15 protein-coding genes are annotated in these 19,161 nt (G+C 40.6%); 11 read left to right on the forward strand and 4 right to left on the reverse strand.

Annotated elements, in window-relative coordinates; genetic code table 11:
• The first annotated feature begins 53 nt into the window (after positions 1–53).
• Together AC2SLP_RS05095 and AC2SLP_RS05100 are read left to right on the forward strand one after the other, a co-directional pair.
• Positions 54–2,108: an L-aspartate oxidase gene (locus AC2SLP_RS05095; RefSeq protein WP_486535560.1), complete on the forward strand. Its 2,055-nt coding sequence runs from the start codon at positions 54–56 to the stop codon at positions 2,106–2,108.
• A gap of 167 nt (positions 2,109–2,275) precedes the next feature.
• Entirely contained in the window at positions 2,276–3,202 is a 927-nt protein-coding gene (locus AC2SLP_RS05100) for a LysO family transporter (protein ID WP_486535561.1), read from the forward strand.
• 55 nt (positions 3,203–3,257) lie between these two features.
• Here AC2SLP_RS05100 and AC2SLP_RS05105 read toward each other — a convergent pair whose 3' ends face one another.
• Together AC2SLP_RS05105 and AC2SLP_RS05110 are read right to left on the reverse strand one after the other, a co-directional pair.
• Positions 3,258–4,523, reverse strand: a complete 1,266-nt coding sequence (locus AC2SLP_RS05105; protein ID WP_486535562.1) for an FAD-dependent oxidoreductase — start codon at positions 4,521–4,523, stop codon at positions 3,258–3,260.
• 65 nt (positions 4,524–4,588) lie between these two features.
• On the reverse strand, positions 4,589–5,947 hold the full coding sequence (locus AC2SLP_RS05110) for a UbiH/UbiF/VisC/COQ6 family ubiquinone biosynthesis hydroxylase (RefSeq protein ID WP_486535563.1): 1,359 nt from the start codon (positions 5,945–5,947) through the stop codon (positions 4,589–4,591).
• Positions 5,948–6,364: 417 nt separating this feature from the next.
• Here AC2SLP_RS05110 and AC2SLP_RS05115 point away from each other — a divergent pair, with 417 nt between their 5' ends.
• From AC2SLP_RS05115 to AC2SLP_RS05125, 3 genes are all read left to right on the forward strand, one after another.
• The gene (locus tag AC2SLP_RS05115; protein WP_486535564.1) at positions 6,365–7,468 is read left to right on the forward strand and encodes a PhoH family protein; all 1,104 of its coding nucleotides are present in this window, start codon (positions 6,365–6,367) and stop codon (positions 7,466–7,468) included.
• Positions 7,469–7,590: 122 nt separating this feature from the next.
• On the forward strand, positions 7,591–8,139 hold the full coding sequence (gene ybeY / locus AC2SLP_RS05120) for an rRNA maturation RNase YbeY (protein ID WP_486535565.1): 549 nt from the start codon (positions 7,591–7,593) through the stop codon (positions 8,137–8,139).
• Between the two features lie 204 nt (positions 8,140–8,343).
• Positions 8,344–8,703: a hypothetical protein gene (locus AC2SLP_RS05125; RefSeq protein ID WP_486535566.1), complete on the forward strand. Its 360-nt coding sequence runs from the start codon at positions 8,344–8,346 to the stop codon at positions 8,701–8,703.
• A gap of 92 nt (positions 8,704–8,795) precedes the next feature.
• On the opposite strand, the gene fumC is transcribed toward AC2SLP_RS05125, so the two are convergent.
• The gene (gene fumC / locus AC2SLP_RS05130; RefSeq protein WP_486535567.1) at positions 8,796–10,184 is read right to left on the reverse strand and encodes a class II fumarate hydratase; all 1,389 of its coding nucleotides are present in this window, start codon (positions 10,182–10,184) and stop codon (positions 8,796–8,798) included.
• Between the two features lie 246 nt (positions 10,185–10,430).
• Between fumC and AC2SLP_RS05135 the strand changes: the two genes are divergently transcribed.
• Genes AC2SLP_RS05135 through AC2SLP_RS05145 form a run of 3 tightly spaced genes read left to right on the forward strand, consistent with a single transcriptional unit; the run spans position 10,431 to position 11,786 of the window.
• Entirely contained in the window at positions 10,431–11,045 is a 615-nt protein-coding gene (locus tag AC2SLP_RS05135; protein WP_486535568.1) for a 5-formyltetrahydrofolate cyclo-ligase, read from the forward strand.
• Complete coding sequence (locus AC2SLP_RS05140) at positions 11,042–11,329, forward strand: hypothetical protein (protein WP_486535569.1); 288 nt, start codon at positions 11,042–11,044, stop codon at positions 11,327–11,329. Before AC2SLP_RS05135 ends, AC2SLP_RS05140 begins: the two co-directional genes overlap by 4 nt.
• 25 nt (positions 11,330–11,354) lie before the next feature.
• Positions 11,355–11,786: a hypothetical protein gene (locus AC2SLP_RS05145; protein ID WP_486535570.1), complete on the forward strand. Its 432-nt coding sequence runs from the start codon at positions 11,355–11,357 to the stop codon at positions 11,784–11,786.
• Between the two features lie 99 nt (positions 11,787–11,885).
• Here the strand turns inward: AC2SLP_RS05145 and AC2SLP_RS05150 are convergent, their stop codons facing one another.
• Positions 11,886–13,322, reverse strand: coding sequence for a Na+/H+ antiporter family protein (locus tag AC2SLP_RS05150; protein WP_486535571.1), 1,437 nt, complete (start codon positions 13,320–13,322; stop codon positions 11,886–11,888).
• A 440-nt stretch (positions 13,323–13,762) separates the two neighbouring features.
• On the opposite strand from AC2SLP_RS05150, the gene lon reads away from it, so the two are divergent.
• The 3 genes from lon to recA all read left to right on the forward strand — a co-directional run bounded on the left by lon (position 13,763) and on the right by recA (position 19,142).
• The gene (gene lon, locus AC2SLP_RS05155; RefSeq protein WP_486535646.1) at positions 13,763–16,135 is read left to right on the forward strand and encodes an endopeptidase La; all 2,373 of its coding nucleotides are present in this window, start codon (positions 13,763–13,765) and stop codon (positions 16,133–16,135) included.
• Positions 16,136–16,739: 604 nt separating this feature from the next.
• The gene (locus AC2SLP_RS05160; RefSeq protein ID WP_486535572.1) at positions 16,740–17,306 is read left to right on the forward strand and encodes a superoxide dismutase family protein; all 567 of its coding nucleotides are present in this window, start codon (positions 16,740–16,742) and stop codon (positions 17,304–17,306) included.
• A 786-nt stretch (positions 17,307–18,092) separates the two neighbouring features.
• Positions 18,093–19,142: a recombinase RecA gene (recA, locus tag AC2SLP_RS05165; RefSeq protein ID WP_486535573.1), complete on the forward strand. Its 1,050-nt coding sequence runs from the start codon at positions 18,093–18,095 to the stop codon at positions 19,140–19,142.
• The last annotated feature ends 19 nt before the right edge of the window (positions 19,143–19,161 follow it).

Genomic DNA, 19,161 nt, shown 5'->3' on the forward strand with positions numbered 1-19,161 from the left:
CTACTGATTCAGTTTATAGCAGATCTAATTTAAACCTTTACGAGATAAAAGTTATGACAATATGTCAAACAGCTAAAATAGATAACCCATCGTATAATGCACAATCGGATTCACACTGTGATGTGTTGGTTATTGGGGCAGGTTTGGCAGGTTTGGCAACCGCTTTATCACTACCGAAGCATTTAAAAGTGACGGTATTGGCTAAAGAAGCACTCAGCGACTGCTCAAGCTATTATGCTCAAGGCGGTATAGCCGCAGTGATTGATAGTGATGATAAGGTCTGCGATCATGTAAGCGATACTTTAATCGCTGGGGATGGCTTGTGTGAAGCTGATGCAACCACACAAATTTTAACCCAGGGCGCCTATGCCATTGAGTGGTTACTCGAACGCGACGTAGCTTTTACTACCAATGCTCATGTACTTTCTGACTCATGCTCCAGGAATAATAATTCAGATTTATCAAATAACGCTACTTTAGCAGATTTACATCTGACTCAAGAAGGGGGACATGGGTGCCGCCGCGTAGCCCATGCCGATGATGCAACTGGCAGACATATTATGACTCAGTTACATCAGCAAGCCCAAGCTGCTGAAAACATTAATCTATTGCCATACACTGAAGCGCTACAATTAATTACTGTTACTACTAAGGACGACGTTAATATTAAGAGTGATTTTGATAGTAGTGCTAGCAACTTAGAAGGTCATGAATGTCTTGAAGGTCATGTCAACGAGGTTAAAAAGTGTGTAGGCGCAGAAGTTATAAATACCCAGACCAATGAATTATTAAGTATTATCAGTAAAACCGTCGTCCTAGCCAGCGGTGGTTTGGGCCAGTTATTCAGACGAGCTACCGCCCCTAATGTCTGCGTCGGTGATGGCATAATGATGGCTTGGGAAGCGGGTTGTCGTTTGGCCAATCTAGAATTTATTCAGTTCCATCCGACAGGCTTGTTCTATGAGGATAAAAATGGCAGCAGTAATTTTCTAATTTCCGAAGCTGTTCGGGGGGAAGGCGGTCTACTCAGCTGTCCATTAACTCATGAACGCTTTATGCCAAACTATGATGCTCGTGAAGAGTTGGCCCCACGAGATATCGTGGCAAGAGCCATTGCTAATGAGATAGCAAAAAATGGCTTAGGTTATGTGCATTTAGACATCTCGCACAAACCAGCTCAATTTATCAAACAACATTTTCCTGATATTTATGCTCAGTGTTTAAGTCTAGGTATAGATATAACTAAGCATCCAATACCTGTAGCACCCACCGCCCACTATACCTGTGGTGGGGTATTAACCAATGCTCGGGGACAAACGGATGTCCAAGGTTTGTATGCAGCAGGGGAAGTTGCCAATACCGGTTTGCATGGTGCCAATCGTTTGGCCAGTAACTCACTACTAGAGTGTGTGGTCGTTGGTCGCGCCATAGCTTCGCAACTGGCTACACGCTTTAAATCAAATATATCTGACTCTGATGCGTTAGTTGAGTTGAAGACAGAGTCCTTGCAACTGCCACACTTTAATGTCTCTTTAGACTATTTGACTCAATCCAATTTCAATAGTGAGGAGTCAGCTTCTAATAAACAGCACCCTACTCCCCTGAACTTAAGGTCCCTATTAACTGACACAAAGCAATTAATGACCTCTAATATGGGCATACAACGCAATAAAAGCGATTTACAGCATGCCTTGCGTGAAGTTATGATGTCTAAGCAGCAGTTGCAGTATCTACCTTCAACCAACCAATTATCGAAGCCTAGTCATTTAGAGCTATTCCGCTTACGACGGCTACTAACTTTAGCATCGCTCATGTTGCAATCTGCCCTTACTCGTACTGAAAGTCGTGGTGGTCATTATAGAGAGGACTTTCCCACTCTTAACGAAACTGCTAGTACCAGTATTATCGCGCCTTTAACTGTTGAAAAATACAATGAAAGATACAGTGAAAGATACAGTGAAAAGTCCAATGAAAACTACATTAAAAACCGCTATAAAAACAAGGAACATACCAAAACATCATCTAATAATGATGATGATAATGAGCAATCAGCGACTACAAAGAAATTTAAACCATACCCTTATGATTCAATAGTTCAAGCTTCCTAGAATCCTTAACAACTATATAGGAATAGGATTGCCCCTAATCCATATAGCTATGGTAAAATCGCTGTCTGTTTGTCTTGGCTTGCGTGACTCAAAGGCTAGTTTGTTAACTACTTTGAATCGAGCAGCCAAGACGTAATCTACTCTACTGTGCCTGAATATTACCCCTCATGCAAACACCCCATAATATAGACAATTTGATCACCTTAATTCTGGTATTAACCCCATTATTTATCGGATTCGCCTTACCGTTAAATAAAACCTTGGTCCATTATTCAGAAAAAATGCTCGGCTATCTGGTCTATATTATCCTAACTTTAATCGGTATAGAGTTGGCACAGGTGGAAGGTTTGGGCAGTCAGATTAGCGATATTATTTTTTATGTTGGGGTTTTATCAGTACTCACTATTGGTTGCGGTCTAGCTGGCTTGATGCTATTTGATCGATTGATACCTTGGCACCCCTCATCTAAGACTACTACCACTGAGCATAAAATTAGTATCCGTGGTAGTCTGATTCAAGTATTTTGTGTGTTATTTGGATTTCTGATTGGCGGAATATTACCACAAAGCATGACCCCTCCAGAGACCACCATGACCGGTCTTTTGATGTTACTGATCTTGCTAGTAGGTATCGGTCTTAAAGGCTCAGGCATTACATTAAAAGAAGTCTTACTTAGTAAACGCGGTATGCAGACCAGTATCATTTTCACCCTGTCGGTATTGGTAGGCGGCGTTTTATTTTGGTTACTCATCGATGAAGTAAGCTTAACTCAAAGTCTGGCTTTAGCGTCTGGTTTTGGTTGGTATTCTTTATCAGCCATTGTAATGACCGATGCTTATGGTGCTGTCTGGGGTAGTATCGCTTTATTTAATGATTTGGTTCGTGAATTTTTCGCTTTATTATTTATTCCTTTTTTTATGAGACGTTATCCCTCAGCCGCTGTTGGGCTAGGCGGCGCCACAAGCTTAGACTTTACGTTACCGGTTATTCAACAATCTGGCGGCTTAGGTATTGTCCCTTTAGCGATTAGCTTTGGTTTTATTATTAATATAGTAGCGCCGGTGTTGATGGTGATTTTCGCCTCTTTTGGATAATGGTACATCTATACTACAAAGATTATAGTTTAATGTTTCCCAAAAATTAGTTCTTTTATATCCCACTCGCCTTCTGAGTAAAAAACCGCATTAACGGCTTAATTTTACCAACTTGATACATGCCTTCACTTCGCAACTGCTGTACCGGACGCAAAGTCGCAAAGTCACCAGCGAACAATCCGTTAATAGCTGAGAAACTGTGCATCATTACACTATTATGAGGGCGGCGCGTACGCTCATACCGACGCAAGGTCGCATGCTCGCCCCAACATCTACCGCCACTACGCTGATAATCCTCACCTAATATCTCAACCAAAGCTGCCACATCGAGCATACCCAAATTCAGACCTTGACCGGCTAAAGGGTGTACCCCATGTGCGGCATCTCCAATCAGCACTAAATTATATTTCACGTAGTGTTTGGCTTGCTGAGCGTTTAATGGAAAGCTTGCAATGGATTCAAGCTGATCGATATCGCCTAAAGCATATTGGCTCGCCGCTGCCAACTCTCTGTGTAAAGTATCGCTATCTTGTTCATTAAGCTGTAGTAATTCAATGGCTCTATTACGCGGTAAACTCCAAACCACCGACTGCCAGTGTTGTGGATTGCTTTTATCTTCCTCATTAACATCTGCCAATGGCAATAAGGCCAAAGTCCCAGTAGGCAACATCAATTGACGAGCTGTAGCACGATGTGGCTTTTGAGTCTTAATCGCACAACATATAGCCGTTTGATGGTAATCAAAAGTGTCTAGACCGATACCCGCCTCTCGTCTGACCAGGGATCCACGACCATCCGCGCCAACCAACAACTTACCTTGTAACTTATCGCCATTATCTAAGTGAACTTGATAGCCTTGTTCGCTGCCTAACCAATCCAGCATAGTCACTTTATGACCTGCTACTAAGTTTAAGTATTTAGCCACATCTTCTTCGCCTAACCTTTGATATAGGGCTTGTTCAATCACAAAAGGTTCGACCATTGAACCCAATAATTGTGGCACTTTTTCATCGCCAAAATTCAGCTCACCTTTACCATCTTGCTGCCAGACTTGCATTTGGGTGTAATCTGCTTTGCGTTTAGACTGAGCAATAATCTGCCAAGCACCGACCTGCTTTAATAGCTCAATACTGGCCAAACTTAAAGCAAATACACGAGCATCCCGTTGCTGCAGTTTTTGTTGCCATTGAGCCGCAGTAAGTTTGGGACGCGCATCAATCAAAATAACTTTGTGTTGCTGTAAGGCTAATTTTAAAGCCAAAGTGGCACCGACAATGCCACCACCAATTATTAGAGTTTGTGTTGAAGTAGGTGTTGCCATAAAGCAGTCCAGAGTTTTTATCAATCAGTTAAAATCAAAATTGCTGCCATCCAAATCTGCATAATTTAGGACTTAAGCCCCATTGCATAATTCGCTACCAAAGGTTTTACATTGGGTAGCTTATCAAAGGCAATCAATGCCACATTTCTTGCCAGTTTTACTGCTGGATTAGGATGGGTAAAGCCATGCACTACCGCATCACAAAAACGAATCACCCGTTTTTGATCTTTTTGACGCGCCTGCTCATAAGCTTTTAACGTTTGGTTATCGCCAATGTCTTCGCCGCGCATGACTTGATTACCTAGCATCTTTGCCAGCACGTGAGCGTCACGCATACATAAGTTAAACCCTTGCCCAGCAACAGGATGTAAGGTATGGGCGGCATTACCCATAATCACCACACGGCCCTCTACCTGACGCTCTGCCAATACTCGAGTCAACGGATAAGCACCACGTCTTCCCGTTTCTACAAAAGTACCAGCACGTTGACCAAAGGCTTGCTGTAGGGTCTTCATAAAGAGCTGATCATCGTCCAAATATTGTTGCTCTTCACCTCTAGGACAGACCCACACTACTGAACGACGATAGCCCGCTTGAACGGGATTATTACCATCGCCATCCGCATCGGTTAATGGCAATACTGCCAATGGACCTGCCGGACTAAAGCGTTCAATGGCAATATGCTCGTGCGGCTTATCGGTCTGAACTACCCCAACAATAGCAGACTGACCATAATCATAATCCTTAGTAGAAATGCCTAATAAGTTACGTACTGTTGAATCACGTCCATCGCAAGCTACTATCAGCTCAGCGGTTAAGGTCTGTTGTTTTTCATCGTCTGTATCATAAGTGATGGTTGCTGATTTTGATGACTGTTTAACTTGAGTTACTGTGGCACCATCGATTAATACTATTAAGGGGTTTTGTTGTACCGCTAATAGTAACTTGCGCCCAAGCCATGCGTTTTCCATCACTTGCCCAAAAGACTCTACGTTTTCTTCTTCTTTATTGAGCTGAGCATAACCAAAGCTACCTTGCTCGCTTACTTGCACTGAGTCAATACGGCAAGCATGGCTTTGCAGCTCATCCCAAAGTCCTATTTCATTATAAATTTGTACCGTACGTCTGGACAAAGCCGTATTGCGACTGTCTAGGTAATGGGTTCTTTTAGCATCTTCGTTGGGACTGATCTTGGGATACGTATTACGCTCAACAATCGTACTGGCTATGCCTTGATTGGATAATAATAAAGCGAATGATAAGCCCACATGCCCACCACCCGCGATAATCACTTTTTGCTCAGTTATGGTATTTTTATTAACAGCAGTGTCATTTTTATGATCTAAAGTAGATTCAGGCTGCTTTAAGGTTTGATTATTATTTGCTGATTGAGTAATAGCATTACTATGTGATTGGTTTGTCATAATTTACTCTTAGAATTTTTCCACTTAAATAATTTTTGCTTTTATAAATAAGAAAGACTTATATTTAATTTTTATTAAATTTCTTTAATTTTTAAGGACGATTCATTGCACTATTCTATGCTAGTCTTATTAGTATCTTAACATGATACCCTAAGGTTTGGCTTTATTATCACTGGCTTTAAATAGTATAGTTTGTTTGGCCTACTCTACGTAAGATAACTGATTTATTTAACGGTTACTCATATCTATAATTTAAGTTCAGCTTTTCAAAATTAAAAGCCATCTAAACTTATAATTTACAAAAATCGTCTAACACTGTGGCCGCATTCGCTTGAATTTCCCTATTAAACATCCATAATAATTAAGCAACCAAAATAAATATATTGCTTAAAATATACATTACAAAAGGATTCTAACTTGACTGATACCGTCACTCGTAAAATTAATCTTGATTTTCTGACTTCTTCTCAGCTAAAGATTCTGGTTGGTGAATACAATAACAACCTTAAGTACATAGAAGAGCGTCTTGGCATCCATATCAATCAACGTCAACACAAGTTCATCTTAGCCGGAGATTTAACTGCTGTAGAGCGCGGGGATTTCATCCTTAATAAGCTTGCTGATGAGGCTCAGTCTGAAAAAGACATTACCCCTCAAGAATTGCATTTGGTTATCCAAGCCAGCATGTCACGTGATTTTGATACTTTTGCTAGTCCTAAAAAGACTGAAGAAAAACAAGATTCAGATGATTATGAGTACGATGAACAAGCCAATTATGATTCAATTGCACTTAAGACTCGAAAAGGTAAAATCATCCCACGCGGTGGCAATCAGCAGCGCTATGTGCAGCGTATCTTGACCTCTGATGTGTCTTTTGGTGTCGGTCCTGCCGGTACGGGTAAAACTTATCTAGCAGTAGCTTGCGCTGTCGATATGTTAGAGCGTAATGAAATCGAGCGTATTTTATTAGTACGTCCAGCGGTTGAAGCTGGCGAGAAGCTTGGATTTTTACCCGGTGATTTAACCCAGAAAATTGATCCCTACTTACGGCCTTTATATGACGCACTTTATGAAATGCTTGGCTTTGAGAAAGTAGGTAAATTAATCGAGAAGCAGATCATTGAAATTGCACCATTAGCCTATATGCGTGGTCGTACTTTGAACAATTCATTTGTTATTTTAGATGAAGCTCAAAACACCACACCTGAACAGATGAAAATGTTCTTAACTCGATTAGGCTTTGGTTCTCGAGCAGTTATTACCGGTGACGTCACCCAGGTCGACTTACCGCGTGGACACAAGTCAGGATTGGCTCAAGCCATTCAAATTTTAGGTAAAATTGATGAAATCCACATCACAAAATTTGAGTCTAAAGATGTGGTCCGCCATCAATTAGTACAAAAAATTGTTGAGGCTTATGGAGTTTGGGACGAAGAGCAAGAAGTACTTAAAGAATCTCGTAAGCAGGCACGTAGAGCAGAACATGAACGTAAACTAGCTGAAGCTAATAGCAACTCTTAACTGTTTTTTTGGTTAGGTTTAATTTTAAATTTGGTTTAATTTTATAACCAGTCGGATAGCATTATCCGGCTTTTTATTTTCTATAAACTTATCCCTCTTATTTTTATTGGATTAAACTGATCATGACTGACTCTGTTTCGCACATCATAGACGTGAGCACTTCTGACGCTGTTAAGAATGAGGTGGTGGAGAAGTTCTACCCTCAGTCTCACCTGCAAACCGTACTAAACACCACTTTGCAATATATACAAACACAGTTAGTAACCCTGCCCTATTTTGCAGAGCTTAATGAGTCAACTTGGCTATCAAAACCCAAGCAACTCGGGGTATATCTGACGGACAGCAATGAAGGTCGAGCACTTAATTTAGAAGCTCGCGGTAAAGACTATGCGACTAACATCCTCTCCTATCCAAGCGAATTACCTGGGTTTATATTATTAGAGATACCTGAAATACCCCTTGGTGAATTAATCATTTGTCATGAAGTGGTAGCCCAACAAGCTAAAGAGCAGTATAAGACCATTGCCGATCATGTCACCCATCTGCTGGTACATGGTATTTTGCATTTACTAGGTTTTGATCATGAGCTTGGACAAGCTGAACAAGATGAGATGGAAAAGTTTGAAATTGACATTTTAACTGAGTTTGGTATTAACAATCCTTACGTATAACGTGCAAAATAAACAGCTTATTAAACCTAAGGTCTCAACGTTTTCATGGCTGTATTACTACTTTTTAGGACTTATTAGGACTCTACCTTTACACAATTAAATAAGTCAGGATAGAAGTTGAATAATATCAAAACGTTGATTGTGATTAATAGTACCCTAACCAGTCAACGCTTCAAAAAATTTTAATAGAAAAGAAAACGCATTATGACTCAATCGAAACAGGGCTACTTAGTTAATACATTGATTATTGGGATACTTTTATTTCCACTTATCGCTTATGGCATTCTGTTTAGTATCCGCTATTTACAGCTGCACAATGATGATTGGATACTGAATCATGCTCATATTAAGTATTGTAATGGCGCTGTAGGTCTCGGTGATACTTTATTCTCTTGTAATGCAACAACCGAATGTCTTTTGAAAGATAATAAAATAGACTTATTACTACCAAATCAAACGCAATGGCAAACTTTAGAGATAATAAAACGTGAAATGAGAATTGACCTTATACCTATACTTTATATCAAACATAAAGAAGGCTTAAGTGAATACTGTGTTAAATAATTAATTAAAAAAACACCCTGCCATTATAATGACAGGATGTTTAAATTTATTATTGATTAAACTAATCTGAACTTTAAAAAATCCTTATAGGCTTAAGATGGATGCACCATGTCTTCAGGTTTCACCCACTCATCAAACTGCGTTTCAGTCATTAATTCAAGCTCAACGGCAACTTGCTTCAAAGTTTTGTCTTCTTTATAAGCAGTCTTGGCAATCTTCGCTGCATTCTCATAACCTACATGGCGGTTTAAGGCAGTTACGAGCATTAAAGAGTTATGAAGGAAGTCATCAATCTTCTCTTTCACAGGCTGAATGCCGCTTGCACAGTTTTCGTTAAAGCTGTTGCACGCATCGCCCAGCAGCTTGATAGATTGCAGTAAGTTGTAAGCAATCACAGGCTTATAAACGTTTAGCTCAAAGTTGCCAGAAGCACCTGCCATGCTGATGGTGGTATCGTTACCCATCACTTGTGCCACGACCATGGTCATCGCTTCTGATTGAGTTGGGTTAACCTTGCCCGGCATGATAGATGAGCCTGGCTCATTGGCTGGAATTTCTAGCTCGCCCAAACCGCAACGAGGTCCAGAAGCTAACCAGCGCACGTCGTTCGCAATTTTATTTAAGCTGGCCGCTAGGGTTTTTAGTGCGCCTGATGCGAATACTTCGGCGTCACGAGCCGCTAGGGCTTCAAATTTATTTGGAGAAGTCACAAAAGGTAGACCGGTAAGCTCAGATAACTGCTCTGCTGCTTTTACCGCATAGTCTGGATGTGAGTTAAGACCCGTACCTACCGCAGTACCGCCTAGTGGCAGTTGATACAACCCTTGTAGGGCGTTATCAATGCGTACTAGGGCGAGGTCTAACTGGGCAACATAGCCACTAAATTCTTGACCCAAGGTTAGCGGGGTGGCATCTTGCAAGTGAGTACGCCCAATTTTAACAATGCTGTCGAACTCTTTGGCTTTGGCATTAAGCGTTTCTCGCAGGGCTTTTACCGCTGGGATAAGCAAGCTGTTGATTTGGCGGGCAGCGGCAACACGAATGGCAGTTGGGAAGCTGTCATTGGTAGACTGGGCATGGTTTACATGGTCATTTGGATGTACCGGCTTATATGTGCCACGCTCGCTACCGGCGATTTCGTTGGCACGGTTGGCAAGCACTTCGTTCATGTTCATGTTTGACTGCGTACCTGAACCCGTTTGCCATACTACAAGCGGAAACTGGTCGGTAAGACCGCCATTAATCACTTCGTCAGCGGCTTGTACAATAAGGTCGCGCTGCGCCGCGTCAATACGATCTAAGTTTGCATTAGTAATAGCGGCGGCTTTTTTAACCATTGCTATCGCTTCAATCATTGGGCGTGGTAGGGTTTCGCCGCCGATTTTGAAGTTTTCACGACTACGCTGGGTTTGGGCGCCCCAATATGCGTCAGCAGGTACTTCTACGTTACCCATGGTGTCTTTTTCTATGCGAGTTGACATGATGTCTCCTGTTTTTTATAAAATTTGAAGTTTATTATGGTATAAATAATTGAGATTTATACTTTGTTTCGATTTGTCTTTATTATAAAAACTCTAATAAATATGGTGCGATTATAATAGCACGAGTTGCGAGCAATCGCATTTATGTTAATGTATGAGGCTGCCTTGAACTTGGTGTGTAAAGTTAAATATTCACAAAATACGCATCGAATTTATTGAATGAAACAGCCTTAAGGCCACAATAAGATGACTCAAAAAGTTGATAGACGTACCATTAACCGTCAACGTCGAGCATTATCAGACTCGCAAAGACGGACGGCCGCTAACCAAGCCAAACCTTTTTTAAATCGCCTTAATACACGTCTGCCAAAGCACGCTAAAGTTGCCTTATACATTGATGATTTTGGTGAACTGCCCACACAGCCCATTTTAGATTGGTGTAGGCGAATGAAATTTGATGCCTACCTACCTGTTATCTATACGCTCGGCAAAGATAGTAGGCAGATGCGCTTTATTCGCATCAAGCACACTCATTTAACAAACGTACGTACGGTACGCCATGCATTTGGCATGAAGGAGCCTAAACAGCGTCATTTAGTACGCTCAGATGATTTGGATGTGGTTTTTTTTCCGTTAGTAGCCGCAGATGAAAATGGCAATAGAATGGGAATGGGCGGCGGTTTTTATGACACGACATTTACTAAATCCTATCAATACAGCAGTTCTAAAAATCTACGCAGACATCCGCTTCGGGTAGGTTGGTGTTATGAGTTTCAAGTGGTCAAGCAACTTGACACTCGACCTTGGGATGTGCCTTTAAATGCATTAATTACCCCTACCAAAATTAGGTGGTTTTTATGAGTAACGACTCATCAGATAAAATTAAAGACGCTACCAAAATCAATACCATGCAGACAGATTCAAACCACACAGTTTCAAGTGCAGAAAATGTCGATCAGCATTTGGAGCAGATTGAAAACAATACCATGGGTAATCCTCAACGCCAATTATCCCCAGAAGAGCAATTGTTTACCGAAGAGGAGCTTGCTCGCCTGGTTAATCCTGATAAACTTAAATTGCTAATGGAAAGTGGGGATGACTTAGTGGGCTATCTAACTGCTGAGATTGATAAGTTTGAAGACTGAGGAAAACGTTTAAATAAAGGCTAATATGAAAAATACAAGGCAGTATCTACCTTCAGTTATCGGTTATATCAAAGCCCATCCGTTTAAGGTTGTCTTTGTCATTTTGTGGGCAGTGTTCGTTTATAAAATTATTATGGCGGGATATACGCCTGACCCATTCGCTTTACTTTATTCAAAAGATTCTGATTCAAACAGCTATCCTATCGACTTAATTATCAATATGAATGCGGTGATGTTTTTTCATATAACTGTATTGGGGGTGATTGATTATTATATAAAAAGTCGCTGGAAGTTCCTGCTGATGTTAGCCATCACTTTGTTGCTACTCAGCTTCTTTATACTCTTTATTATGCACGCATCGCCACCACTGGCTAACCTTGTATTTTGGCTATTACTCTCTTTTGCTTATCTGTTATTAACCTGCATTTGGCAAGTGTGTCGCTATTTTTATAATTAGTTTCATCACTAGCACGTCTAATCTCAATCCACAAAAAAGCGAGTGCCAAATAGTTGACACTCGCTTTTTTATTTTAAAATTTACTACATAAACAGCAGGTTACAATACCATTGCCGCAATCCAGCCAAAGATTAACAAGGGAATATTAAAGTGTAAAAAGGTTGGAATCACACTGTCTTTAATATGATCATGTTGACCATCTACATTTAAACCAGCAGTAGGTCCCAGCGTTGAGTCTGAAGCAGGCGAGCCGGCATCCCCTAATGCTCCCGCTGTACCAATAATCGCCACCGTTGCTAAAGGAGAAAACCCCATAGATATACAAAGGGGCACATAAATTGCCGCAATGATGGGAATGGTCGAGAACGAAGACCCAATGCCCATCGTAACGATCAATCCAATCGATAACATCACGAACGCAGCAATTGCTTTATTACCTGCAAATAAATTGGTCGCCCCATCGATTAAAGGTGCAATCTGATCTGTTGCTTTCATAACCTCTGCAAAGCCTTGGGCGGTAATCATAATAAAGCCAATCATCGCCATCAATTTAATACCTTCATTAAACACGCTGTCAGCTTCATTCCATTTCACTACTCCGGTTGCCATGAATATACCAAACCCAAATAACGAGCCTAATAATAATGAATCCGTGTATAACTGCACTACAAAGGCTGTAATAATGGCCATCAGCGCTACAATCGTTTTCCCTGTACTCGGTAATTGAATATTGGTTGCGGTATTGGAGAATATCTCCTGGGTATTCGTAGCTTGTAATTGAGAAGATTGGTTTTGATTAGCGTGATTAGCGTGGCTTTGATTAGCGTGGTTTTGATTAGCGTGGGTTTGAGAATCAGCAACCTCCACCGTCAGAGTATATTGACGCGGCTTTCGATAGCTAAAAAACACCGCTGTAAACAAACCAACTAACATACCTAATGCAGGAATAGCCATCGCTTTCATCACAGATATATTTTCGATATTCAACCCCGCTTCACCGACATTTTTTAGCATGATCTGCTTTAAATAAATCTCACCAAAGCCGTAAGGGATAAACATATAAGTAGTGACTAGCCCAAAAGTCATCAAGCAAGTTAAGACACGTCTGTCGATTTGCATACGATTAAATACCATCAACAAAGGCGGTATAATCAAAGGTATGAACGCAATATGAATGGGGATTAGGTTTTGACTAAATACACTCATTAGCACCAAACCAAAAAACAACACCCACTTAGTTGAACCAAGTCCAGAGCCTTGTTGATTATTAATTTGGTTAATGACCTTATTTGATAAAGTCTGCGGTAATCCTGAATGAGCAATAGCCACGGCAAAAGCCCCAAGCAAGGCGTAAGATAAGGCAATCAGCGCACCGTTTTTTATACCATCTTGGAACGCAGTAAGGGTAGCATCGACCCCTAGTCCGCCTACCAACCCTCCGACCATCGCCCCTATCAGCAAGCTTAATACCACATGCACGCGAGCCAGTGATAGACCTAACATGACTATAACTGCCAATAATACCGCATTAACCATTGTATGCCCTATTAATAAGATCAATGAAAAAGTCGCAAAAGGTATATTTTACCGATTTTAGTAAGCTAAGACTATAATTGAGCGTAAATCACTACTAAATGCGCTTGTAATTATCACTACTCACCACCATTTAGATAGTCATAACATAAAAAACTTCGACTAAAGAAGATTTATGTCACATGATAATAGGAAAATATATGAGTAAATCAGATAAAAACTACAATAGTGACGCTGAGCAGATTGATGACGTTACCCCAACTGAGCTTGATCGAGGTGAGCTTGAGCAATTCGCTTTTGACACAATTAAAGCCAGTGCGCAATCTGCTGATGACTCTGATAACGATCCCATCTTAGAGTCTGATGATGACTCAGCTTCTGTTATTGATGAGCCAACTGAGCTACCTCTACTTGCTCTGCGAGATGTGGTGGTTTATCCGCACATGCAGATTGCATTATTTGTAGGCCGGTTAAATTCAGTCAACGCTATTGAGTTGGCTCAAGCTGAGTATGGTGACAAAGTATTTGTTGTGGCGCAAAAAGACTCTATTACCGAAGAGATTTATGAAGAGAACTTATATAGATATGGTACCGTTTGTCGTATTGTGAGCACTATGCCGCATGACAGCGATGACAACTGTATCAAAGTTCTAATTGAAGGTGAATATCGCGCCCATATGGATGAGGTCGACACCATCAGCCGTGATAATGTATTCACCGCGACTTTCACCCGTCGCGATATGTCCATTGATATGAGTGACAACCAACTCGAAAACACCATGCAGGCGTTACGTAGCCTATTTGCTCAATATGCTGAAGCGCGTCTACGCAATAGCCGTGAGCTTATTCGTGTGTCTGAACGCATTGATGACTTACTTGAATTGGTTTATTTTATTGCCACTCGAGTATCTATGGAGCTATCTACCAAACAGATGCTTCTTGAGAAAGACGATATCAATGAGCATATCAATACGCTGACAGAATACTTAGCAAGACAAAGTGCCGAGCAGTCAATTGAGCAAGACATTCAAGACGCGGTTCGCAGTCAAATGGAGAGTAACCAGCGTGAATACTTCTTGAATGAAAAGCTCAAAGCCATTAAGAATGAGCTGTCTGAAGTAAGCGATGGTGCTTTTGATGCAGATGATGACATTGAGGAGCTTGAAAAACGTTTAAAAGAAGCGGACTTGCCTGATGAGGTACGTAAAAAAGCGGAACAAGAATTTAAAAAGCTTAAAATGATGCCACCGGCCTCTAGTGAATCTTCTGTGGTGCGCAATTATATCGAGTGGATCTTAGATACGCCTTGGAAAAAGACCAGCAAAGTATCTATCAAGCTCGACAAAGCGCAGGAAGTATTGGACGCTGACCATTATGGGTTAAAAGATGTGAAAGACCGTATCTTAGAATATTTAGCGGTGCAGTCACGGGTTAAAAAAATACGTGGTCCTATTCTATGTTTGGTCGGTCCTCCAGGTGTGGGTAAAACTTCACTGGGTGAGTCAATCGCGCGTGCGACAGGCCGTAAATTTGTGCGCATGGCATTAGGCGGTGTGCGTGATGAGGCGGAAATCCGTGGTCACCGCCGTACTTATATTGGTGCGATGCCGGGTAAAATTGTTCAGTCATTGGCGAAAGTTGAAGTCAAAAACCCGCTGTTCTTGTTAGATGAAATTGACAAGATAGCACAAGACTTCCGTGGTGACCCTGCTTCTGCGCTACTAGAGGTTTTGGACCCGTCACAAAATGATAAGTTTAACGACCATTATCTAGATATGGATTTGGACTTATCGCAAGTGATGTTTATCTGTACGGCTAACAGTATGGACATTCCACCTGCACTTCTTGACCGTATGGAAGTGATTCGTCTACCGGGCTATACCGAAGATGAAAAAATCAACATTGCTGAGAAGTACTTAGTTCCTAAAGCCATTAAGCAAAATGGCTTAAAAAACCATGAGATTGAAATCGTACCAGAAGCGCTACATAGTATTGTACAGCGCTATACACGTGAAGCTGGCGTGCGTAACCTTGAGCGAGAGGTTAATAAAATTTGCCGTAAAGTAGTCCGTGAGTCCATTGAGAAGTACGGTATTCGCCCATCGAAGAAAACCAAAATCGAAACAGTGGTGGTTGACGATAAGAACATCAGTGATTACCTAGGCGTTCATCAGTACGATTATGGGTTAGCTGAAGAAGAGCCAGAAGTTGGCCGTGTGACTGGACTGGCGTGGACCAGTGTGGGTGGTGAGCTATTGACCATCGAAGCCATCACCATGCCAGGCAAAGGCGAATTTGTCTATACTGGATCGTTAGGTGATGTGATGAAGGAGTCTATCCGAGCAGCATTGAGCGTAGTACGAGCCCGCGGAGAGCTATTAGGCATTGATTATGAAAGCATTAAGTCACAAGACATACACGTCCATATGCCTGAAGGGGCAACGCCTAAAGATGGTCCTTCTGCAGGTATTGCCTTAACCACTGCCTTAGTTTCAGCATTAACTGGTATTGCAATACGTCCAGATATTGCCATGACAGGTGAGGTTACGCTACGTGGTAAGGTGCTGCGTATTGGTGGTCTTAAAGAGAAATTACTGGCGGCACATCGTGGTGGTATCAAACATGTACTGATTCCAGAGTCAAACGAGCGCGATTTGGATGAGATACCTGACAATGTTAAAGAAGGACTGTCCATTCAGCCTGTTTCAAGTATAGATGAGGTTTTAAAGGTGGCATTGATAAAAATGCCAAAACCTTTGAAGCCCTCTAAAGTAACGGTTGATACCACAAATTCAAAAAAGGTATTACGAAGCTAATATTCAAAGACCGCATGTAAATTATTTTTAATGAATTTGGGCTGCTCAATGAGTAGCCCTTTTTTATATCTAAGGGATCATTGAACATTCATCTTCTTAGGCAAAAATTAGCTCGTTTTCACAAGAAATAAAATTTTCATTGAACTTAAATGGCTAATTATAGTCAAATAAGTCTAAAATGGTTACTAGGCGGCCGAGTGCAAGTATTACTCATTTGGGCTTAGCGAGGTTAACGCCGTAACTGTTTAGTAGTTCGCTGACTATAATATAGGTATAAATATTAAACAGACACTAGTCAATTTACAATTTATAACCTATAGAAACGTATAGGCTAATGGCTTTACTGTAAGTTTGATTATAATTTAATAGAAGTACAATAAATTATTGATCAATCCAAAGAATATTGAATAGTGTCACTTCCCAAGAAGTATTGGCAAGAAGTCTTAGCAATGAGTATTGGCTAGAAGTATTGGCCTCACTCTTTTTTTGTCTTTAGGTCAATAGTAGATGCTCAATAGAGCGAACCACCAATAAGAATTTTATATTATTTTACTAGTTTTTATTTTCTCTTGAACTATCTATTATAAATAATAAGGAGTAACTCATGAAAAAGCTATTTACGACTACCGCAGCATTAGCGACTGCCTTAACTCTAAGTGCCTGTCAGAGTACACCTCAAACGCCTACCCCGACACCTGTCGCAATAAGCCCTGTCCTCACGTCCAGTATTCATACTACTGATCAAAACCAAACGCATATTGGCAACATGTACTTACGCCCTGTTCAAAGCGGCGTGCAAATATATGGTGACATTACAGGATTAACACCGGGTGAAACTGTGGCTATTCATATCCACGAATTTGGTAATTGTGGTAATAAGGGCAAAAATGCAGGTGGTCATTATAATCCTACAAACCAACCACACGGTATTCCAAATTTAGCACAGAGTCATGCAGGAGACCTGCCAAACATTACAGCTAATGCGAATGGTGTGGCATCTTTGAACTTTGTTAAACAAGGTATTTCGCTATCTTCTAATGGCGTTAACAGTGTTTACAAGCGTGCCTTTATCGTTCATGAAGGACAAGACGATTACCGCAGCCAGCCGTCAGGTGATGCTGGTAGCCGTATAGCGTGTGGCATTATCGAACCTTATGCTATGGCGCGCTAGTCCATTGCTATGTCAGTATATACTTGAGTAGTTTTTTTAAGAATGCTAAATAGACCCTAGTGATGATATATATAAGTAAGCTATTTAAGTCAAAACTACTAAGTTAGATTTAGCTAAATAGTTCTATCTAAAACACTTAGGCTATTTTAAGACCAATTTCTATCATTAGAAATTGGTCTTTATTTTCTTTAGTCTTTAAGTCTATAGGTTTTAAATCTGTAAACCTTCAAATGTTTAGGGTTTTAAGTCTTTAAATCATTTAAGTGACTACGATATGAACGTTATATATAGCCTTATAAAAGCATGAACACCTAACGACAGTACGTGTCGTTTACTGTCATCGTTACCCTATTCATTAGGTAGCTATTTGTTATAATAAGCACAGACAAACTAAATATATCCAGTTTCAAAATCTTATTATTAGCTATCAGGATCGTTTTAACGACTTACCAATTATATATTTTCTTTCCAACACTGTTAATTTAAACCTTATACTCAGACTATCAACTTTACTCTCTTCATTATTTACAGATTTGTAGACGACACTTTATCTAATTATCATTGTATCGACAACGTATCTTATTAATGAATGACTACTTACAGATCAATGTACAGCATTTTATAAATTCAATTTAAATAACACAATTTAAATAACACAATTTAAGTAATATAAATTATCGCGTAATAGATAATTATGGATTAAATCCATCATTTATCATTACTAAACTTTCATTTTAGCTTTATAATCTAAAACACTTTTCAATTATATATTATTAGGACATCATTATGGATGACAACAAAGCCAAAGCGTTAAAAGCGGCACTAGGTCAAATCGAAAAGCAATTCGGTAAAAACACCATCATGCATCTTGGCGATAATTCAGCCACTTTAGATGTCGATGTGGTTTCTACAGGCTCATTAGGTTTAGACATTGCGTTAGGAATAGGCGGCCTGCCTAAAGGTCGTATCGTAGAGATTTACGGCCCTGAAAGCTCAGGTAAAACAACGCTTACACTTCAAGCAATTGCTGAATGTCAAAAGCAAGGCGGTACCTGTGCATTTATCGACGCCGAGCACGCTCTTGACCCAATTTATGCACGCAAACTGGGTGTGAATACCGATGATCTTTTGGTCTCTCAACCTGATAATGGCGAACAAGCCTTAGAGATTACTGACATGTTGGTACGCTCAGGTGCTCTTGATATGATCGTTATTGACTCGGTAGCTGCTCTTACCCCGCGCGCTGAAATCGAAGGCGAAATGGGTGACAGTCACATGGGTCTGCAAGCACGATTAATGAGTCAGGCGCTGCGTAAAATTACAGGTAACGCCAAACGTTCAAACTGTATGGTTATCTTTATTAACCAGATTCGTATGAAGATTGGGGTGATGTTTGGCTCTCCTGAAACCACTACTGGTGGTAACGCCCTTAAATTCTACGCGTCAGTTCGACTAGACATCCGCCGTATCGGTGCAGTAAAAAGCGGTGATGAGATCATTGGTAACCAAACAAGAGTTAAAGTTATTAAAAACAAAATGGCACCGCCTTTCCGTCAAGCTGAATTTGAAATTACTTACGGCGAAGGCACCAACCATCTAGCCGAAGTTATCGATCTTGGTGTGGATATTGGTGTCGTGGGTAAAGCGGGTGCTTGGTATAGCTATGGCGATGAAAAGATTGGTCAAGGTAAAGCCAATTCAGTGTTGTTCTTAAAGGACAATTCTGCTATTGCCGAAGAGATTGAAGCTAAAATTCGTGCTGAAAAGCTAGCGGTCGCTAATCCTGAAGGGAAAGAAAAAGCTTCTGAAGAAGAGTTGCCAAGCGCAGATGCCTAACCTTATATAGATTTGCAAA

The organism is Psychrobacter sp. CX21 (assembly GCF_057396255.1).

Excerpts from the sequence above, each read along its gene's own strand:
- AC2SLP_RS05160 (WP_486535572.1), top strand. The coding sequence starts at position 16,740 with ATGAAAAAGCTATTTACGACTACCGCAGCATTAGCGACTGCCTTAACT.
- AC2SLP_RS05095 (WP_486535560.1), top strand. The coding sequence starts at position 54 with ATGACAATATGTCAAACAGCTAAAATAGATAACCCATCGTATAATGCA.
- AC2SLP_RS05145 (WP_486535570.1), top strand. The coding sequence starts at position 11,355 with ATGAAAAATACAAGGCAGTATCTACCTTCAGTTATCGGTTATATCAAA.
- AC2SLP_RS05135 (WP_486535568.1), top strand. The coding sequence starts at position 10,431 with ATGACTCAAAAAGTTGATAGACGTACCATTAACCGTCAACGTCGAGCA.
- fumC (WP_486535567.1), bottom strand. The coding sequence starts at position 10,184 with ATGTCAACTCGCATAGAAAAAGACACCATGGGTAACGTAGAAGTACCT.
- AC2SLP_RS05110 (WP_486535563.1), bottom strand. The coding sequence starts at position 5,947 with ATGACAAACCAATCACATAGTAATGCTATTACTCAATCAGCAAATAAT.
- AC2SLP_RS05150 (WP_486535571.1), bottom strand. The coding sequence starts at position 13,322 with ATGGTTAATGCGGTATTATTGGCAGTTATAGTCATGTTAGGTCTATCA.
- AC2SLP_RS05105 (WP_486535562.1), bottom strand. The coding sequence starts at position 4,523 with ATGGCAACACCTACTTCAACACAAACTCTAATAATTGGTGGTGGCATT.
- AC2SLP_RS05140 (WP_486535569.1), top strand. The coding sequence starts at position 11,042 with ATGAGTAACGACTCATCAGATAAAATTAAAGACGCTACCAAAATCAAT.
- ybeY (WP_486535565.1), top strand. The coding sequence starts at position 7,591 with ATGACTGACTCTGTTTCGCACATCATAGACGTGAGCACTTCTGACGCT.
- lon (WP_486535646.1), top strand. The coding sequence starts at position 13,763 with ATGCAGATTGCATTATTTGTAGGCCGGTTAAATTCAGTCAACGCTATT.
- AC2SLP_RS05100 (WP_486535561.1), top strand. The coding sequence starts at position 2,276 with ATGCAAACACCCCATAATATAGACAATTTGATCACCTTAATTCTGGTA.
- recA (WP_486535573.1), top strand. The coding sequence starts at position 18,093 with ATGGATGACAACAAAGCCAAAGCGTTAAAAGCGGCACTAGGTCAAATC.
- AC2SLP_RS05125 (WP_486535566.1), top strand. The coding sequence starts at position 8,344 with ATGACTCAATCGAAACAGGGCTACTTAGTTAATACATTGATTATTGGG.